Source organism: Marinibacterium sp. SX1, assembly GCF_050389775.1.
Classification (GTDB): Bacteria; Pseudomonadota; Alphaproteobacteria; order Rhodobacterales; family Rhodobacteraceae; genus Marinibacterium.
Genome location: NZ_CP177148.1, coordinates 78631 through 96002, shown reverse-complemented (window position 1 = coordinate 96002; position 17372 = coordinate 78631). Strand labels below are relative to the sequence as shown.

The following is a 17372-nucleotide window of genomic DNA, read 5'->3' as shown; positions in this document are numbered from 1 at the left end:
ATCGGGGCGTGGCGCAACGAGACCGGCACGTGCATGCACCCCGGTGTTCAGGGGCAAGCGGTGTGACGCATCCTGTCAGGACGTTTCGACGCCAGTGCCCTGCTACTCGCGTGCTGCCCGCCGTGCCCGGGCGACACCGAATGCCCGGACTTGGCCGGCCTGGAATGCCAGGCCACCCGCCTCATTGGCCTCGGCCCGCAATTCGCCGGCATGCAAGCGCCGCCATCGTCGGACCACGAAACAGACCCATCCAGCCTGTCTGTCGTGCCCGCCGTCGACACCCCGCGTCCCAGGCGGATTGCGCAGCCTGTCCGACATCTCAACTGGAACCTGCCGAACGGCTCATGTCATCCCCCGATGGCACCGTCACGACGGGTACGAGGCTGCGCAATCGGACCGGTTGGTGCGCCTAGGTTGCCCGCGATGGCTCCTGACGGCGCGAAACCGGCCCGGCCCGCCCCTCACCCGCCGGAACGGCCGCCGCCGCAGGCCCCAGCGCCAGGACATTGTCGGCCGTATTGCCGATCAGCGCATGGTCATGGCTGACCAGCATCAGCGCAACGCCCTCCTGTTCCGCCGTATCGGTCAGCAGGGAAATGACACGGGCCTGGGTGATCGGATCCAGCCGCGAAGTCGGCTCGTCGGCGAAGATGAAAGCCGGTGCGCGCAGCAGGACCCGCAGCAGCGACAGGCGCTGCAATTCGCCCCCCGACACCGATCCGGGCAGGCGCGACAGCAGCACGGGATCCAGCCCGAGCCGGTCGAGCAACGGCGCAACCCCGCTGGCCGGACAGCCGGTGATCTTCAGCAGGTCGGCGATTGCATCGCCGATGCGGCGCTTGCGGGGAAAGGCCGCGATCGGATCCTGGTAGAGCTTCTGGAACGCGGTCGGCCGGTCGGCGGGATCGCGCAGGACCTGCCCCCGCGACGGCGCCAGCAGCCCGAGCAGCGCATCGCCCAGCGAGGACTTTCCGCAACCCGACGGGCCGGTCACGCCAAAGACTTCCCCCGCCCGGATCTGCAACGACACGTCCTCGAAAATCCGGGCCTCACCCCGGGCAACGGCCAGATCCTGCGCCCGGATGACCGGGTCACCGCCCCGGCCCGCGCCCGTCCGCTTTGGCCAGTTCTCGGGGTCGGCGGCAAAGAGGCTCTTGGTATAGGCCGCGCCCGGGGCGGCAAAGACCTGGGCCGTCGCGCCGCTTTCGACCACCTCGCCGGCGCGCAGGACGATCAGCCGCCCGCCCATCCGCCGGGCCAGGGCCAGGTCGTGGGTGATGACCAGGAGGCCGCCGGTTTGGCCCATTTCGTCCAGCAGCAGCCTGGCCACGTCGTCGCGGCGCGAGGCATCCAGCCCCTTGGTCGGCTCGTCGGCGATCACGATCCGGGCGCCGCCGGCCCGCGCTGCGGCAATCGCCACGCGTTGCGCCATGCCACCCGACAATTCATGCGGATAGCGCGCCGCCGCCCCGGCCAGGCCCAGGTCATTCAGGTCGGCCACCGCGCGCTGGCGCGCCTCGGCGGCGGGCAGGCCGCGCACCAGGGCATGGGTTTCGGCTACCTGCCCCCGCGCCCGCATCAGCGGATCGAGCGACAGCCAGGGTTCCTGCGGCAGCACGCCGATCTCGCGCCCCCAGAGCCCGCGAAACCCCTCGGGCGCGGCGGCGCTCAGCACGCGCTGGCCGATGGCCACGCGGCCCTTGGCGGCCAGCCCGTCGGGCAGAATGCCCATGATCGCCTGCGCCATCAGGCTCTTGCCCGAACCGGTTTCGCCCAGGATCACCAGCGGCTCGCCGGGATCCAGATGCAGCGACAGCGGCGACAGCAGCGTGTGGGCCCCGTCGCGGACGGAAATGTCCTCGGCTTTCAAAAGGCTCATGTCTCGCGGCTCCCGGCCAGAAGGGTGAGGCCCAGCAGAAGGGCAAATGTGGCGATGACGGGCGACAGCAGGGCCAGCGGGGCCTCGCGCCAATAGGGCAGCAGCTCGACCATCATCAGGCCCAGTTCGGGCGTCGGCGCGCGCATGCCAACATGGACAAACCCCAGCGCGGCAATGGCCATGATCGCCGTGGCCGTGCCAAAGGCCGCGGCAGTCAGCATCATCGGCGCGATCTCCGGCCAGACATGGACGCGAAATATATAGGCCGCGCGAAAGCCCAGCAGGCGCGAGGCCTGCACCGCCGGCGAAGCCAGCGTTTCGCGGGTGGCCGCGCGGGTCAGGCGGAAGAACTCGACCCAGAGCACCAGCGACAGCCCGGCCCAGAAGCCAAGCGCCGTGCCCGGCACCATGGCCAGCACGATCAGTACCAGCAGCAGGCCCGGCAGCGCCAGCAGGGCATCGGCCAGCGTCGACAGGATGCGATCGGTCCAGCCGCCCCTCGCGGCGGCCAGCGTGCCCAGCACCAGCCCGGCAGCGCCGGCGGTCAGGACGGCGGCCAGGGCGATCAGAGGCGACAGGCGCAGGGCATGGGCCAGGCGGTGAAAGACCGAGCGGCCCAGGTGGTCATGACCCAGCGGCGCCCCAGCCCCGGGACCCGACAGCGCGTCGAGCAGCGATTGCCGGAACGGATCGCCGGGGATGAGCAGCGGCCCCAGCAGGGCAAAGGCCGCGACCAGCAGCACCAGCCCCGCCCCGATCAGGCGAGTGACCGGCAGGCCGGGCGCGCGGGTCGGCGCAAGATCCAGCGCGCTCATGCTGCCGCCCTCGGATCAAGGCGCCGCACGGCCAGGTCGATGACCGCGTTGACCAGCACAAAACCCAGCCCCAGCACCAGCGCCGTGCCCTGCACCATCGGCACATCGCGCGAAAAGATCGCATGGACCAGCGCATGGCCGATCCCGGGCCAGCCGAAGACGGATTCGATGACGATGACGCCTTCGACCAGCGTGACGAATTGCAGGCCGAGATAGGTGATCAGCGGCACCGACACGTTGCGCAGCCCGTGGCGCATCAGGGTCTGGCGCTCGGTCAGACCCTTCCATTGCGAGAACCGCCAGAACGGCATGCCGGCGATCCGGGCCATGGCATCGCGGGTGATCCGCGCGTTGACGGCCGCCAGCCCAAGGGCCAGCGTCAGCGACGGCAGGATGAAATGGCGGGCCTCGCCATGGCCGGCGGCGGGCAGCCAGCGCAGCTGCACGGCAACGATGACGATCAGCACCAGGGCCATCAGGAAAAGCGGTATGGCCTTCAGCCCGGTCGAAGTGACCAGCAGCGCCCGGTCCAGCACCCCGCCGGGCCGCAGGCCGGCCAGGATGCCCAGGGGCGGACCGATCAGCAGCGACAGCAGGACCGCCACGAGGGCCAGCGCCGCCGAGGCGCCCAGCTGGTGCGCGATCTCTCCCATCACCGGCTGGCCAGTGACCAGCGAGGTGCCGAAATCCAGCCGGGCCAGGTCACCCAGCCAGCTGAGCAGCGCAGGCAGCGCCGGGCCGTCCAGCCCCAGCTCTGTGCGCACGGCATCGGCCGAGGCGGCATCGACATGATCATAGCCATACCGCCCGGCGGCGATGCGCCAGGCGGCATCTCCGGGCAGGCTGCGCATCATGACAAAGGTGGCGGTGCCGATCAGGACCGCGACCATCAGCGCCTGCACCAGGCGCGACACAAGGGTGTTCATTCCGCCCACCGGATGTCCTGCAGGCCAAAGCTGCGTTCGAACGGGTCGATGGTTGCGCCGTCGATGCGGTCGGTCACGGCCAGCGTCTGCTGGTACCAGGCGATGGGAATGATCGGCAGGTCGGCCTGCAGGATGGCGGCCGCCGCGGCCTTGTCGGCGTCGCCCCCGTCTCCGCGGGCGATGGCGCCGACCAGCGTGGTGAAATCCTCGTTCTGCCAGTTCATCGCTCCCCAGTCGCCATTGCCGACGTAATCGCCCAGCACCGTGCCGATCGGATCGGGGATCAGCGAGAAATTCCGCGCGATCAGGCCCAGGTCCAGCGAGCCGTCCTGGTGGCCGGCCGGGATTTCCGAGGAATTGGTCGTGTTGATCGTCAGTGCCACGCCGATGTCGCGGAACTGCTGTTCCAGCACGGCCGAAACCAGCGGCAGCTCGGGCCGGTCGGGATAGGTGGTCAGGGTCAGGGCAAAGGGCTGGCCATCGCGGGTCAGGATTCCGTCGGCGCCCGGGGTCCAGCCCAGGTCGGCCAGCAGGGCGCGGGCCGCTTCGGGGTCGAAGGCCAGCGGCGCCATCTCATCGTTGTGCCAGCCGGCGATGGACGGCGGGAACAGCTGGTCGGCCCCTTCGGGATAGCGCAGCACGGCCCGGGCAATCCCGGCCCGGTCGATGGCCAGGCTCAGCGCCTTGCGGGCCTCGGGCTCGGACAGGAAGGGATGGCCGGCATTCACCTTGATCAGCAGCGTGCGGGGGATGGCAACCGACAGCACCTCGACATCGTCCAGCCGGCCCAGCCGCGTGACGCTGGCCGGGTCGAGGCCGAAGACGAACTCTGCCTCGCCCGATTCCGCCATCAACGCGCGGGTCTCGACCCGGCTGACCCCCGAATAGGTCACGTCGGCGATATGCGGCGCGGCGCCCCAATAGCCGTCGAATGCCGTGGCATCCAGGCTGAGCGGCGGCTCCATCGCGGTGATCCGATAGGGCCCGGTGCCGATCACCGCCACGCCCGCGCCATCTGGGCCGTAGGAGTCCGGCGCCAGGATCTGGTAGCGGAAATAGGCCAGGTAGGCCGGGAAGGCGGCCAGCGGTTCGGACAGGGTGACGTCGATCGTGCCGTCGCCCGCCGCGATGCCGGTGATCGGCAGGTCGTTCAGCGGGCCGGGCTTGGCGCGGGCGATCTCCAGCGCGTTCAGCACGGTGTCGGCGGTCATCGGCGTGCCGTCGTGAAAGACAACCCCGTCGCGCAATGTGAAGGACCAGGTCAGCCCGTCTGCTGACACCTGCCAGCCGGTGGCCAGGCCGGGGGTCAGGTTGCCCTGGGAATCGGCGTTCACCAGGGTTTCGGCGATGCCCATGCGGGTGAAGATGTAACCGCTGGTCGAGGGTTCGGGCGACTGGATCTCGAACTGGGCGACCACGTCGAGCGTGTCGTCGGGCTGGGCGGTCAGCGGGCCGGCCAGCAGGGCAAGGGCGGCGCTTGTGGCCAGGAGCGATCGGATCATGGGGCGTGTCCTTTTCGACGGCCCCGGGGAACGGGGCAAGGGGATTGGCGGGGCTGGCGCCGGATGGGCCGGCCCTGGAACCGGCAACCACGGGGACACCTCGCGGGCCTGTGATGATATGTTATAACGTATCTCTTACTGGTCCGGCAAAACCGGGTCAATTCCCCCCGATGCCCGTTCCGCCGGCTTTCCCCGCGGTCATTCCGCGCGCCATGGCTTTCGCCGGTTCCACGCGGCCGGAAAGGGTTGCATCCCGCGCCTGCTTCGCGCATTCGGGCAGCCTGCCGGCCCGGCCGGACACGGCCCCGGGCCGGGCCATGCCTTGCATCGGCGGCGTGAGCACCATTGCCGCAGATCAGGCGATAGGGCCACGGGACGGCCCATTCACCGACAACTACATATTGACATCCCCACCCCGCAAACCCCAATATAGAGTTGCTTTGGTGCCCGTGATTCACGTCTCGGGCTAAGAGGGAAACCGGTGCGGCCCGATGGATCAGGTCCGGACAGCCCAAGCCGGTACTGCCCCCGCAACTGTAAGCGGCAAGCGACGCTGACATGCCACCGGCACCCCCCGGGAAGGCCAGCCGAGCGCCGAGCCGCAAGTCAGGAAACCTGCCAGGGCGAGGACAACGACGACCGTCGGCGGAGGGCCGCGGGATGCGTGACAGGACGGCCGGCCCCGGGCTTGCCGTTGCCTTGCGTGTCCCCCGTGCCCCGAGCCGGCCCAGAAGGGACATGGGATGACCATCACCGTCTATTCGAAACCGGCCTGCGTTCAGTGCACGGCCACCACGCGCGCGCTCGAAGCACGGGGCCTCGATTTCGAGGTCATCGACCTGACCCAGGACGATGCCGCGATGACCCGCGTGACCGAGCTGGGCTATCGCCAGGCGCCCGTCGTGATCGCCGGCGAAGACCACTGGGCCGGGTTCCGCCCCGACCTGATCGGCCGGCTGGCCTGATCCCTTGGGCGGGCTGGTCTATTATTCCTCGCGGTCGGGGAACACGGCGCGGTTCGTGCAGGCGCTTGGCCTGCCGGCCGACCGGATCCCCCTGGACGAGGGCGACCCGATGCCCGCCCCTGCCGACCCCTTTGTGCTGATCACGCCCACCTATGCCGACGGCCAGGGCCGCGGCGCGGTGGCGAAACAGGTGATCCAGTTCCTCAACGATCCGGCCCGCCGCCGCCTGCTGCGCGGGGTCATCGCCGGCGGCAACCGCAATTTCGGCGCCACCTACGGGCTTGCGGGCGAGGTCATTGCCCGCAAGTGCGACGTGCCCATGCTGTACCGGTTCGAGCTGGCCGGTACCGACACCGACATCACCCGCCTGCGTGCGGGATTGCAGACGTTCTGGAGGACGCAATGCTTGACCACGGCCTGAAGGACGACGCATCGGCGTCGGGGCTCGACTACCACGCGCTCAACGCCATGCTGAACCTCTACGACGACGAGGGGCGCATCCGGTTCGACGCCGACCGCATGGCCGCGCGGCAGTATTTCCTGCAGCACGTGAACCAGAACACCGTGTTCTTCCATTCGCTGGACGAAAAGCTCGGTTACCTGGTCGAAGAGGGCTATTACGAGGCCGAGGTCCTTGACCAGTACTCGCGCAACTTCCAGCGCAAGATCTGGGACGCGGCCTATGCCCGCAAGTTCCGCTTCCCGACCTTCCTCGGCGCGTTCAAGTATTACACCTCCTACACGCTCAAGACCCGCGACGGGCAGCGCTATCTCGAACGCTATGAAGACCGTGTCGTCATGGTCTCGCTCGCACTGGCGCGCGGCGACGAGGCGCAGGCGATGGCCTACATGGAAGAGATCATCTCCGGCCGCTTCCAGCCCGCCACGCCGACCTTCCTGAACGCCGGCAAGGCCTCGCGCGGCGAGCTGATCTCGTGTTTCCTGCTGCGGCTGGAAGACAACATGGAGAGCATCGGGCGGGGCATCAACTCGGCCCTGCAGCTCAGCAAACGCGGCGGCGGCGTGGCCCTGATGCTGACCAACATCCGCGAGCACGGCGCCCCCATCAAGGGGATCGAGAACCAATCCTCGGGCGTGATCCCGGTGATGAAACTGCTCGAAGACAGCTTTTCCTATGCCAACCAGCTGGGTGCGCGTCAGGGCGCCGGGGCGGTGTACCTGAACGCCCACCACCCGGACATCCTGCGGTTCCTCGACACCAAGCGCGAGAATGCCGACGAGAAGATCCGCATCAAGACGCTGAGCCTCGGCGTGGTGATCCCGGATGTGACCTTTGAGCTCGCCAAGAAAAACGAGGACATGTACCTGTTCTCGCCGCATGACGTGGAAAAGGTCTATGGCGTGCCGTTCTCGGACATCGCGGTGACCGAGAAATACGACGAGATGGTCGACGACAAGCGGATCCGCAAGAAGAAGATCAACGCGCGGGCGTTCTTCCAGACGCTGGCCGAGATCCAGTTCGAAAGCGGCTATCCCTACATCATGTTCGAAGACACGGTGAACCGCGCCAACCCGATCGCGGGGCGGATTGCCATGTCGAACCTGTGTTCCGAGATCCTGCAGGTGAACGAGGCGTCCGAGTTCGACGAGGATCTCAGCTACAGCCATCTGGGCACGGACATCTCGTGCAACCTGGGCTCGCTGAACATCGCGGCGACGATGGACGGGCCGGATTTCGGTGCGACCGTGGAGACCGCCCTGCGCGCACTGACCGCCGTGTCCGAGATGTCGGCCATCGACAGCGTGCCCTCGGTGCGGCGCGGCAATGACGAGGCGCATGCGGTGGGGCTGGGCCAGATGAACCTGCACGGGTTCCTGGCGCGGGAACATATCCATTACGGATCGCCCGAGGGGATCGAGTTCACCGGCGTCTATTTCGCCGCCGTGGCCTATCACGCGATCCGGGCCTCGAACGCCCTGGCGCGTGAAAAGGGGCAGACGTTCAAGGGGTTCGCGGATTCGGCCTATGCCGACGGGACGTTCTTCGACAAGTACACGACCCGCGACTGGCTGCCCGAGACCGAGACGGTGAAGGCGCTTTTCGAACGCTTCGGCATCATCCTACCCACGCGCGACGACTGGGCGGCCCTGCGCGCGGCGGTGATGAAGGACGGGCTTTACAACCGGAACCTTCAGGCGGTGCCGCCGACCGGGTCGATCAGCTATATCAACAACTCGACCTCGTCGATCCACCCGATCGTGTCCAAGGTCGAGATCCGCAAGGAAGGCAAGATCGGCCGGGTCTATTACCCCGCGCCCTTCATGAACAACGACAACCTCGAGTACTACCGCGACGCCTACGAGATCGGCCCCGAGGCGATCATCGACACCTATGCGGCGGCGACGGAACACGTGGACCAGGGCCTGTCGCTGACGCTGTTCTTCCCGGCCGAGGCGACGACGCGGGACATCAACCGCGCCCAGATCCATGCGTGGAAATCGGGGATCAAGACGATATACTACGTGCGACTGCGCCAGACGGCGCTGGAAGGCACCGAAGTGCAGGGTTGTGTCTCCTGCACATTGTGAACCACGTGGCGGGGTAAACCCCGCCCTACGGGGCCAGTGTAGGGCGGGGTTTACCCCGCCGCCCCTCCAACCGACCGTGACGATTGCCCCATTCAACCGGAGACGGCCATGTTCGACCATCTGGGCTTCATCACCGCCGACGCGGCGCGGGCGCTGGCCTTCTACGAGGCCGCGCTGGCCCCGCTTGGCCTGAGCATCGTCCAGCGCCACCCCGACGGCGCCTTCATCGTGGCCGGCGAGGGCGAACGTTTCCTCTACGTCGGGCCGGATGCGCCGGAGTTCTGGCGCGACGGCCACGCCCCGGCGCGCAGCCCGATCCACCTTTGCTTCACCGCCCCGTCGGCGGCGGCGGTCGATGCCTTCCACGCCGCGGCCCTCACCGCCGGCGGAACGGACAACGGCCGCCCCGGAGAACGCGATCCCGGCTATTACGCCGCCTATGTTCTCGACCCCGACGGCAACAACATCGAAGCCGCCCACCGCGCGGCATGACAGGACCCGACCGATGAAAGACACCGCGCCCCGCGCCGTTCCGCGCGCGATCAACTGGAACCGGCTCCAGGACGACAAGGACCTCGAGGTCTGGAACCGCCTGACCGTCAATTTCTGGCTGCCCGAGAAGGTGCCGCTGTCCAACGACGTGCAAAGCTGGGCCACCCTGCGCCCGGACGAGCAGGAACTGACGATCCGCGTCTTCACCGGCCTCACCCTGCTGGACACGATCCAGAACAGCGTTGGCGCGCCTGCCATGCTGGCGGACGCCCAGACCCCGCACGAAGAGGCCGTGCTGACCAACGTGGCCTTCATGGAGGCCGTGCACGCGCGCAGCTATTCGTCGATCTTCTCGACGCTCTGCTCCACCCGCGAGGTCGACGAGGCCTTCCGCTGGTCCGAGGAAAACCCGCATCTGCAGGCCAAGGCCCGGCTGGTGCTGGACGAATACGACGTCACCGCCGACCCGAACAAACGCAAGATCGCCAGCGTGTTCCTGGAAAGCTTCCTGTTCTACTCGGGCTTCTACCTGCCGATGTACTGGTCCAGCCGCGCCAAGCTGACCAATACCGCCGACCTGATCCGCCTGATCATCCGCGACGAGGCGATCCACGGCTATTACATCGGCTACAAGTTCCAGCGCGCCTGCGAAACGCTTCCCGAGGCCGAGCGCGCTGCGTTGAAGGATTTCGCCTTTGCGCTGATGTTCGACCTCTACGAAATCGAGGCGCGTTATACCGAAGAGCTCTACGACGGCATCGGGCTGACCGAGGACGTCAAGGCCTTCCTGCATTACAACGCCAACAAGGCACTGCAGAACCTCGGGTTCGAGGCGCTCTTCCCGGCCTCGGCCTGCGAGGTGAACCCCGCGATCCTCGCCGCCCTGTCCTCGGACAGCGAGAACCACGATTTCTTCTCGGGCTCCGGGTCGTCCTACGTGATCGGCAAGGCCGTCGCGACGGAAGACGAAGACTGGGATTTCTGAGCAGCGACCCCGCAACTCGCCAAGGACATAAGGCCCGCCATCTGGCGGGCCTTTTGCCTTTCATGGGGCAATGCGTTCGGGCCGGTAGCGGGTCGGATGCTGCCAAATGTCAGGGGCACACCGGGCCATCGCCGGGCCGCCACTTACTGGCGTTGTGGACGGCAGGTCTCGATCGCCTTGACCACCAGCTCGGGCAGGGTATCGACCTCGAGCTTGGATTTCAGGATCGAACAGATGTTGGCCACGGTCTTGTAGCTGATCCCCAGCGCGGCCGAGATGCTGCGATAGGATCTGCCCCGGGCCAGCAACACCAGCACATCGCGCTCGCGGCGCGTCAGATCGTTCCGGATATCCCGCGTTTCCGTTTCGGGCAGCAAGGCCAGATCGGCCGCCAGGTCGCTGGCAACATAGCGGCGGCCGGCCCGGATACGGTCAAGCGCATGTTCGATTTCCCGGGGCGGGGCGTCCTTGTTCAGATAGCCCGTGGCCCCTGCCGACAGGGCCCGGCGGACGATGATCGGATCGCAATGCATACTGAAGGCCAGGATCGGATCGCGCGGCGACAGGGCGTGAATGCGGCGGATAAAGGACAGCCCGGCCAGCGTTCTCTGGTTGAAGGACAGATCGACGATCACGATGTCGGGCCGCGTGGCCCGCCAGGTGCGGAACCCTTCAAGCAGGCTGTCGGCCGCCAGGATCTCGCAGGCCGCCCCGGAGGACAAGAGCGCGCTGCAGCCCTGGGCGACAATGGGGTGGTCGTCGATGATCAAGAGCCGGCTCATTGCGGCCCCCGGCCAATAGCCCGCGCGGTGACAACGGACAGATGCATCTCGGTCCGGGTGTGCCCGTCCTGGCGCCAGGGGGCCCGCAGCTGGCCATCAAGCACGCCAACGCGTTCGGCCAGGCCCAGCAGGCCATAGCCCGGCCGGGTGTCATTGGGGTTCGGCCCCGCGCCATCGTCGGTGACGACAACCGACAAGAGGCCGTCTTGCGCGTCTTCGCGGATCTCGACGGTCACCAGCCCGGCCTTGCCATGGCGGATGGCGTTCAGCGTGCTTTCCTGAACAAACCGATAGACGGTCAGGTCGACGGCCTCGCCGAAGGTGCGGTTGCATTGCCCCGCCATCAGGTCGATGCGGGTGTCGGGCGCCATCCGCCGGATCGCCGCTATGCCGTTGCGCACCAGGTCACCGACCGACAATTCGCCAAGCGCCATCGGGCGCAAATCGGAAATGATGCGCCGGCTTCTGGTCTGGATCGCCTGGGCCGTGTCGGTCAGCCTGGCAATTGTCGCCCGGGTCTCGTCCGCACCAGCCCCGGCATCGATCTGGCGCTCCAGGCTGTCCAGCGACGCGCGCAGCCCGAACAGATAGGGTCCAAGTTCGTCATGCAGCTCACGGGCCACGCCCCGGCGTTCGGTGTCCTGCGCCCACAAGAGCCGGCGCGCCAGGTCGCGGTTTTCCCGCTCGCGGGCACAAAGCGCTTCCGACACATGGTTGAAACAGCTCACGATCGGCGCCAGCTCGGGGATGTCGGGGCGTGCCAGCTGTTCGCCCGTGGGGCCGTCGCGCAGGCGCAGCAGCGCCCGGGACATGGTCTTCAGCCTGTTGAACAACCCGTTCAGAAAGAACACCGCGGCGGCCACCAGGACAACCGTGTAGCCCATCGTGATCGGCACGATCAGCCGGAAGTCTTCCCAGACCTCGTTGATTTCATCCCTGGAATGGCTTTCCAGTACCAGGTCGTAGACCCCGCCGTCGGCCACCGCCACGGAAAAACCACGGCGAAGCGGCGCCACATCCGTGAGGGCGACGAACCAGTCCGGTGCTTCGGCATCGTCGTCATCCCCGTCACCCGCCGTGTCGGCGTCGCGGGCCTGCAACATCCCGCCTTCGGGCCCCCGCGCGGTCACCTGCACATGGCGCAGGCCGTCCGGCCCGGCGGCCATGCGCATCACGCTGTCACCATCGGCCACCGTGGGGCCGGCCTCCCGCAGGCTGGCCTCGATGGTCTGGCCGGCCATGTCGAAGGAATGGCGGATCTCGCGTTCGACGGCGATGCGCGCATTCAGGACCAGCACGCTGGCCAGCAGCAGCCAGACCAGCCCTCCAAGAAGCGACAGGCCCGCGATCACCCTGAACCGGAAGGACAGGCGCGACAGCGCCGTGCCCGACGCCCGGTCCGCGCCCCGGTCGGTCGTCACCCCTGCAACGGTCATTTCCTCGTTACCCCTTCACCAACACGCTGCCGCACCATCTGCACCGCTTCGTCATGCGCCCGGCCACTGCGGCGCAGCTCGATATAGGCCTGGGCGACGATGCCAAGCCATTGCCGTCCCACCTCTTCGGGCAAAGCCAGATCCGCCAGGATCTTTTCGGGCAGCAGCGGCGTACCATGCTCGCCGGTGACATCCACGATCTGGGCGACCCGGTTCGCAATCATCCGGCGGTTTTCATGGTAGGCCCGCTCGGCGCCGGTTAGCAACGCCGAGACCTGTTCGACCCGCATATCCTCGGAAGACTCTGAGAATCTGTGAGTTCTCCGAACCAGCCAGAGCGCGGGCGGGCGCGGGTCGTTGACGTCGAGCCAGGCATCGGCACCCTGCGCCGGGGTGACATCCGGCCCTGCCACGGGCGCCCGCGGCGCCATCCCTCCGCCGTCCGGATCGCGCGCGTTCAACAGCAGCGTTCCGGCCAGGCCCAGGGCCGAAACGGCCAGACCGGCCAGGATCAGCCGCGTCCTCATGGGCCGGGCGTCCGGCCGCCGCAAGGCGCTGGCCGATCCTGCGGGCCGGCCGGGGATATCGCGGGCGGGCATGTCGTCATATGGTCCTCCTTCGCCGAGGGCCGCGCCGGTCTTTACCGCGCGCTCCGGGCGCCGGGACGCGGGCCATCACACCCGGCCGTCCCGGCGCCAGCCTGCATCGGATCTTTCCCTGCCGACCAGCCGGATCGGCCCGTCGATGCCCCAACTTTGGTCTTACTTACCGGCTCAAAGCCCAATCGAATCAGCAGTTTGGGAACTTCTTCCCGGGTCGTTGGGAAGTCTTGCCCGGGGGCCGGGTGAAAAGTGCTCAAGACAGGATTCCGGCGTCGTGGCAGCAAGATCGGCAAGAACGGTCGACCCGGCCCCGACAGGGCGCCGACCGCACCCGCCCCGGAGGAGGAGGCGGTGCCGCGGATCATCCGGCCGAACCGTTCTGGACGAATTCGCAACACACCAAGGGAGGAGAACCTGGTATGAAACTTCGGACCTCGACGGCATCGGCGCTTGCGCTGGCGGCCGTGGTCACGGGTGGCCTGGTACTGTCAGCAACCCCGGCCAAGGCCAATGACAAACTGGTCGAGCTGGCCAACGACCCGGCAAACTGGGTGATGACCGGCCGCGACTACAACGCGAACAATTACAGCGCGCTGGAGCAGATCAACAAGGACACCGTGTCCGATCTGCGCTCGGCCTGGTCATTTTCGACAGGTGTGCTGCACGGCCATGAAGGCACGCCCCTGGTCGTCGATGGCATGATGTACATCCATTCGCCCTTCCCCAACACGACCTTCGCGATCGACCTCGACGACCCCGGCAAGATCGTCTGGCAGCACAAGCCCAAGCAAAGCCCGACCGCCCGCGCCGTGGCCTGCTGTGACGTGGTCAACCGGGGCCTGGCCTATTGGCCCGGCGACGACGAGACCGGCCCGCTGATCATGAAGACCCAGCTGGACGGCCATATCGTGGCGCTGGACGCCAAGACCGGCGCGCTGCGCTGGATGATGGAAAACTCGGACATCAAGGTCGGATCGACCCTGACCATCGCGCCCTATGTGGTCAAGGACATGGTGCTGGTGGGGTCGTCGGGGGCCGAACTGGGCGTGCGCGGCTACGTGACGGCCTATGACGTGCACACCGGCGAACAGCGCTGGCGCGCCTATGCCACCGGGCCGGACGAAGACATCCTGCTGGCCGGCGATTTCAACATCAACAACCCGCATTACGGCCAGACCGGACTGGGCCTGGAGACCTGGGAGGGTGACGCCTGGAAGATCGGCGGCGGCACCAACTGGGGCTGGTACGCCTTCGATCCGGGCACCAACATGTTCTACTACGGCTCGGGCAACCCGGCGCCCTGGAACGAAACGATGCGCCCGGGCGACAACAAGTGGACGATGACCATCTGGGGCCGCGACGTTGATACCGGCGAGGCGCATTTCGGCTACCAGAAGACCCCGCATGACGAATGGGACTATGCCGGCGTCAACGTGATGATGCTGTCCGAACAGGAAGACAAGGACGGTCAGACGCGCAAGCTGCTGACCCATCCCGACCGCAACGGCATCGTCTATACCCTGGACCGCGAGACGGGCGACCTGATCTCGGCCAACAAGCTCGACGACACGGTCAACTGGGTGAAGACCGTCCAGCTGGACACCGGCCTGCCGGTGCGCGACCCGGAATTCGCCACGCGGATGGACCACAAGGCCCGCGACATCTGCCCGTCGGCCATGGGCTACCACAACCAGGGCCACGACAGCTATGACCCGGACCGCGAGCTGTTCATGATGGGCATCAACCACATCTGCATGGATTGGGAGCCGTTCATGCTGCCGTATCGCGCCGGCCAGTTCTTCGTGGGTGCAACGCTGTGGATGTATCCCGGGCCCAAGGGCGATCGTCAGAACTACCTGGGATCGGGCCAGGTCAAGGCCTACAACGCCATCACCGGCGAGTACAAATGGGAAGTGCCCGAGCGGTTCGCCGTCTGGGGCGGCACCATGGCCACGGCCGGCGGGCTGACCTTCTACGGCACGCTGGACGGGTTCATCAAGGCCCGCGATTCCGACACCGGCGCGCTTTTGTGGAAGTACAAGATGCCCTCCGGCGCGATCGGCCACCCGATGACCTATGAACACAACGGCACCCAGTATGTCGCCATCTATTACGGTGTCGGAGGCTGGCCCGGTGTCGGCCTGGTCTTTGACCTGACCGACCCGACCGCGGGTCTTGGCGCCGTGGGCGCGTTCAAGGAACTGGCCAATTACACCCAGATGGGCGGGGGCATCATGGTCTTCTCGCTCGACGGCAAGAGCCCCTACACCGAGGACCTCTCGATCGGGGAATGGGAACCCAACGCCCTGTGACACCGAAACGGCCCGGCAGGCGGAGGAGGATCCCGCCCTGCCGGACCGGGGGTGTCGCCGGCCCGCGCATGTCGCGCCGTGCGGCGGCACCCGCCACGGATCAATCCGCGCAAAGGACGGAGACGCCGGGCACGACCGGCAGACATGGGAGAAAAGACATGACCGCGAGATTCACGACATCACTGCTGGCCGGAGCGGCCCTGGCCGCCGCCTGCACGATCGGCGCCGCCCACGCTCAGACCGACGACGCCCTGCGGATCTGCGCCTCGACCAGGGAAGCGCCCTATTCCGAAGAGGGCCAGACCGGGTTCGAGAACAAGATCGCCATCGCGCTGGCCAAGGCGATGGGACGGACGCCGGAATTCGTCTTTACCGACAAGTTCGGCATCTACCTGGTGCGCGATTTCCTCGATGCCGGGCTGTGCGACGTGGTGATGGGCGTCGATGTCGACGACCCGCGCGTGCTGACCACCGGGGCGGTCTATCGCACCGGCTATGTCTATGTCAGCCGCGAGGACACCGGCTTTGACGGCGACGGCTGGCAGGACATTGCCGGCACGCCCTACGGCCGCTTTGCCATCCGGTTCTATTCGCCGGCCGAGACCATCCTGAAATACAACGGCAAATGGGAAGACAACGCGGCCTATCTCTATGGGCTGATCAAGTTCAAGTCGCGGCGCAACCAGTACAACCAGGTCGATGCGGCCAAGCTGGTGTCCGAGGTCACGGCCGGCCATGCCGACATGGCCATCGCCTTTGCCCCGGACGTGGCCCGCTATGTCAAGGCGTCGGGCACCCCGCTGCGCATGACGATGATCACCGACGCCATCACCCGGGTCGACGGGCTGGAGATCCCGCTGCAATACGACCAGGCGATCGGCGTGCGCAAGGACGACACCGCCCTCCTGGCCGAGATCAGCCAGGCCCTGCCCGGGATCCGGGGCGAGATCGACGCCATCCTGACAGACGAAGGCATCCCCCTGCTGCCGCCCGGCAGCTGATCGCCTGTCACACGGGCCGGTCCTTCCCGGCCGGCCCGGCCCTGCCCGACCCATCCAGGAGACCCCGACCACCATGAGCGACCACACCGTGAGACACCGAAACCTGGCCTCTGCCTGCATTGGCGCCTGTATCATCGGGATCGCCGGCATGGGCTTTGCCCTGACCGCCCAGATCCCGCTCTACAACATCGTCACCGGTGATCCGCTGGATCTGGGCGAAGCCTACGAGGACGGGCGCGACACCCCGGCGGTGCAGGAATTCCTGGCCACGGGCCTGAACATCTACAACGAGGATGCCGAAGCCCTGCCCAAGGGCGAAGAGGCCTTCGCCACGGCCTGTTCCGGCTGTCACGGACATTATGCCGAAGGCAAGCTGGGCCCGGGGCTGAACGATGATTACTGGACCTATCCCGAGAACGACACCGACGAGGGCCTGTTCCGCACGATCTATGGCGGGGCATCGGGCATGATGGGGCCGCAATATGCCGCGCTGACCCTGGACGAAATGCTGCTGACCATGGCCTGGGTCCGGCACCTCTACACCGGCCCGGCCGACACGGCCTATTGGCTGACCCCCGAACAACGCGACAGTTTCACGCCTTACGTGCCCGCCGGGCATTGAGGCTCCGCCGTTCCGCGGCCCCTCGGGGCGCGGAGATCCCGGGCCGCGGGCGCATCGGCCGGGACATGGCGAAGACGGCGCCGATTGCCATCGCCGGAGCGCATGCGCCCGGCTTCACGAAGACCTTGGGAGGAAAAGAATGAAACGCATCATGACCGCCGCGTCCTGCGGCCCCCTTGCCCTGACGCTGGCCATGTCCTTTGCCGCGCAGGCCGCCTTTGCCTATGACGGCACGAATTGCCGGGCGCCCGGCAATTGCTGGGAACCCAAGCCGGGCTATCCCGAACAGGTCGCCGGTTCGCAGTATGACCCGATGCACGACCCGATGGAGCTGAACAAGCAGGCCGAGTCGATCCAGGGCATGGAGGAACGCAACGCCCTGCGGGTCAAGCATTTCAGGGAAACCGGCGAATTCGTCTACGATATCCGCAAGATCCCCCAATGACCGGACTTTCGGGCGCGGGGCAAGCGACACGCGGGGGCCGAACGGGTCCGCGCGCCGC

16 protein-coding genes and 1 riboswitch are annotated in these 17372 nt (G+C 67.2%); of the genes, 9 read left to right on the top strand and 7 right to left on the bottom strand.

Annotated features, from left to right (window positions below; genetic code table 11):
- Nucleotides 1-409 precede the first annotated feature (409 nt).
- The 4 genes from ACK3BB_RS24860 to ACK3BB_RS24845 are packed head-to-tail and all read right to left on the bottom strand — an operon-like array spanning nt 410 to nt 5122.
- Complete coding sequence (locus tag ACK3BB_RS24860) at nt 410-1879, bottom strand: ATP-binding cassette domain-containing protein (protein WP_428929411.1); 1470 nt, start codon at nt 1877-1879, stop codon at nt 410-412.
- Nucleotides 1876-2694: an ABC transporter permease gene (locus tag ACK3BB_RS24855; protein ID WP_428929410.1), complete on the bottom strand. Its 819-nt coding sequence runs from the start codon at nt 2692-2694 to the stop codon at nt 1876-1878. The genes ACK3BB_RS24860 and ACK3BB_RS24855 overlap by 4 nt, the downstream gene beginning before the upstream one ends.
- On the bottom strand, nt 2691-3620 hold the full coding sequence (locus ACK3BB_RS24850) for an ABC transporter permease (protein WP_428929409.1): 930 nt from the start codon (nt 3618-3620) through the stop codon (nt 2691-2693). The genes ACK3BB_RS24855 and ACK3BB_RS24850 overlap by 4 nt, the downstream gene beginning before the upstream one ends.
- On the bottom strand, nt 3617-5122 hold the full coding sequence (locus ACK3BB_RS24845; RefSeq protein WP_428929408.1) for an ABC transporter substrate-binding protein: 1506 nt from the start codon (nt 5120-5122) through the stop codon (nt 3617-3619). Before ACK3BB_RS24845 ends, ACK3BB_RS24850 begins: the two co-directional genes overlap by 4 nt.
- A 424-nt stretch (nt 5123-5546) precedes the next feature.
- Nucleotides 5547-5759, top strand: a riboswitch (cobalamin riboswitch).
- A gap of 106 nt (nt 5760-5865) precedes the next feature.
- Between ACK3BB_RS24845 and nrdH the strand changes: the two genes are divergently transcribed.
- The 5 genes from nrdH to nrdF all read left to right on the top strand — a co-directional run bounded on the left by nrdH (nt 5866) and on the right by nrdF (nt 10114).
- Nucleotides 5866-6087, top strand: coding sequence for a glutaredoxin-like protein NrdH (gene nrdH / locus ACK3BB_RS24840; RefSeq protein WP_428929407.1), 222 nt, complete (start codon nt 5866-5868; stop codon nt 6085-6087).
- Nucleotides 6088-6091: 4 nt separating this feature from the next.
- Nucleotides 6092-6508, top strand: a complete 417-nt coding sequence (gene nrdI / locus ACK3BB_RS24835; RefSeq protein WP_428929406.1) for a class Ib ribonucleoside-diphosphate reductase assembly flavoprotein NrdI — start codon at nt 6092-6094, stop codon at nt 6506-6508.
- Complete coding sequence (nrdE, locus tag ACK3BB_RS24830; RefSeq protein ID WP_428929405.1) at nt 6490-8637, top strand: class 1b ribonucleoside-diphosphate reductase subunit alpha; 2148 nt, start codon at nt 6490-6492, stop codon at nt 8635-8637. The genes nrdI and nrdE overlap by 19 nt, the downstream gene beginning before the upstream one ends.
- Before the next feature lie 108 nt (nt 8638-8745).
- Nucleotides 8746-9129, top strand: a complete 384-nt coding sequence (locus tag ACK3BB_RS24825; protein WP_428929404.1) for a VOC family protein — start codon at nt 8746-8748, stop codon at nt 9127-9129.
- A 13-nt stretch (nt 9130-9142) separates the two neighbouring features.
- Nucleotides 9143-10114, top strand: a complete 972-nt coding sequence (nrdF, locus tag ACK3BB_RS24820; RefSeq protein WP_428929403.1) for a class 1b ribonucleoside-diphosphate reductase subunit beta — start codon at nt 9143-9145, stop codon at nt 10112-10114.
- Between the two features lie 143 nt (nt 10115-10257).
- Here nrdF and ACK3BB_RS24815 read toward each other — a convergent pair whose 3' ends face one another.
- The 3 genes from ACK3BB_RS24815 to ACK3BB_RS24805 are packed head-to-tail and all read right to left on the bottom strand — an operon-like array spanning nt 10258 to nt 12859.
- Nucleotides 10258-10896, bottom strand: a complete 639-nt coding sequence (locus ACK3BB_RS24815; RefSeq protein WP_428929402.1) for a response regulator transcription factor — start codon at nt 10894-10896, stop codon at nt 10258-10260.
- Nucleotides 10893-12332: a histidine kinase gene (locus ACK3BB_RS24810; RefSeq protein WP_428929401.1), complete on the bottom strand. Its 1440-nt coding sequence runs from the start codon at nt 12330-12332 to the stop codon at nt 10893-10895. Before ACK3BB_RS24810 ends, ACK3BB_RS24815 begins: the two co-directional genes overlap by 4 nt.
- Complete coding sequence (locus ACK3BB_RS24805; RefSeq protein ID WP_428929400.1) at nt 12329-12859, bottom strand: hypothetical protein; 531 nt, start codon at nt 12857-12859, stop codon at nt 12329-12331. The genes ACK3BB_RS24810 and ACK3BB_RS24805 overlap by 4 nt, the downstream gene beginning before the upstream one ends.
- A 494-nt stretch (nt 12860-13353) precedes the next feature.
- Between ACK3BB_RS24805 and ACK3BB_RS24800 the strand changes: the two genes are divergently transcribed.
- The 4 genes from ACK3BB_RS24800 to ACK3BB_RS24785 all read left to right on the top strand — a co-directional run bounded on the left by ACK3BB_RS24800 (nt 13354) and on the right by ACK3BB_RS24785 (nt 17314).
- On the top strand, nt 13354-15246 hold the full coding sequence (locus ACK3BB_RS24800; protein WP_428929399.1) for a methanol/ethanol family PQQ-dependent dehydrogenase: 1893 nt from the start codon (nt 13354-13356) through the stop codon (nt 15244-15246).
- 158 nt (nt 15247-15404) lie between these two features.
- On the top strand, nt 15405-16247 hold the full coding sequence (moxJ, locus tag ACK3BB_RS24795) for a methanol oxidation system protein MoxJ (RefSeq protein ID WP_428929398.1): 843 nt from the start codon (nt 15405-15407) through the stop codon (nt 16245-16247).
- A 148-nt stretch (nt 16248-16395) separates the two neighbouring features.
- The gene (moxG, locus tag ACK3BB_RS24790; protein ID WP_428929526.1) at nt 16396-16869 is read left to right on the top strand and encodes a cytochrome c(L), periplasmic; all 474 of its coding nucleotides are present in this window, start codon (nt 16396-16398) and stop codon (nt 16867-16869) included.
- Between the two features lie 139 nt (nt 16870-17008).
- Nucleotides 17009-17314 carry a methanol dehydrogenase [cytochrome c] subunit gene (locus ACK3BB_RS24785; RefSeq protein WP_428929397.1) on the top strand — a complete coding sequence of 102 codons (306 nt, stop codon included), beginning with the start codon at nt 17009-17011 and terminating at the stop codon, nt 17312-17314.
- Nucleotides 17315-17372 lie beyond the last annotated feature (58 nt).

What these genes read in the sequence shown, in the direction of transcription:
- ACK3BB_RS24860 (WP_428929411.1), bottom strand. Translation starts at nt 1,879, where the DNA reads ATGAGCCTTTTGAAAGCCGAGGACATTTCCGTCCGCGACGGGGCCCAC.
- ACK3BB_RS24855 (WP_428929410.1), bottom strand. Translation starts at nt 2,694, where the DNA reads ATGAGCGCGCTGGATCTTGCGCCGACCCGCGCGCCCGGCCTGCCGGTC.
- ACK3BB_RS24850 (WP_428929409.1), bottom strand. Translation starts at nt 3,620, where the DNA reads ATGAACACCCTTGTGTCGCGCCTGGTGCAGGCGCTGATGGTCGCGGTC.
- ACK3BB_RS24845 (WP_428929408.1), bottom strand. Translation starts at nt 5,122, where the DNA reads ATGATCCGATCGCTCCTGGCCACAAGCGCCGCCCTTGCCCTGCTGGCC.
- nrdH (WP_428929407.1), top strand. Translation starts at nt 5,866, where the DNA reads ATGACCATCACCGTCTATTCGAAACCGGCCTGCGTTCAGTGCACGGCC.
- nrdE (WP_428929405.1), top strand. Translation starts at nt 6,490, where the DNA reads ATGCTTGACCACGGCCTGAAGGACGACGCATCGGCGTCGGGGCTCGAC.
- ACK3BB_RS24825 (WP_428929404.1), top strand. Translation starts at nt 8,746, where the DNA reads ATGTTCGACCATCTGGGCTTCATCACCGCCGACGCGGCGCGGGCGCTG.
- nrdF (WP_428929403.1), top strand. Translation starts at nt 9,143, where the DNA reads ATGAAAGACACCGCGCCCCGCGCCGTTCCGCGCGCGATCAACTGGAAC.
- ACK3BB_RS24815 (WP_428929402.1), bottom strand. Translation starts at nt 10,896, where the DNA reads ATGAGCCGGCTCTTGATCATCGACGACCACCCCATTGTCGCCCAGGGC.
- ACK3BB_RS24810 (WP_428929401.1), bottom strand. Translation starts at nt 12,332, where the DNA reads ATGACCGTTGCAGGGGTGACGACCGACCGGGGCGCGGACCGGGCGTCG.
- ACK3BB_RS24805 (WP_428929400.1), bottom strand. Translation starts at nt 12,859, where the DNA reads ATGAGGACGCGGCTGATCCTGGCCGGTCTGGCCGTTTCGGCCCTGGGC.
- ACK3BB_RS24800 (WP_428929399.1), top strand. Translation starts at nt 13,354, where the DNA reads ATGAAACTTCGGACCTCGACGGCATCGGCGCTTGCGCTGGCGGCCGTG.
- moxJ (WP_428929398.1), top strand. Translation starts at nt 15,405, where the DNA reads ATGACCGCGAGATTCACGACATCACTGCTGGCCGGAGCGGCCCTGGCC.
- moxG (WP_428929526.1), top strand. Translation starts at nt 16,396, where the DNA reads ATGGGCTTTGCCCTGACCGCCCAGATCCCGCTCTACAACATCGTCACC.
- ACK3BB_RS24785 (WP_428929397.1), top strand. Translation starts at nt 17,009, where the DNA reads ATGAAACGCATCATGACCGCCGCGTCCTGCGGCCCCCTTGCCCTGACG.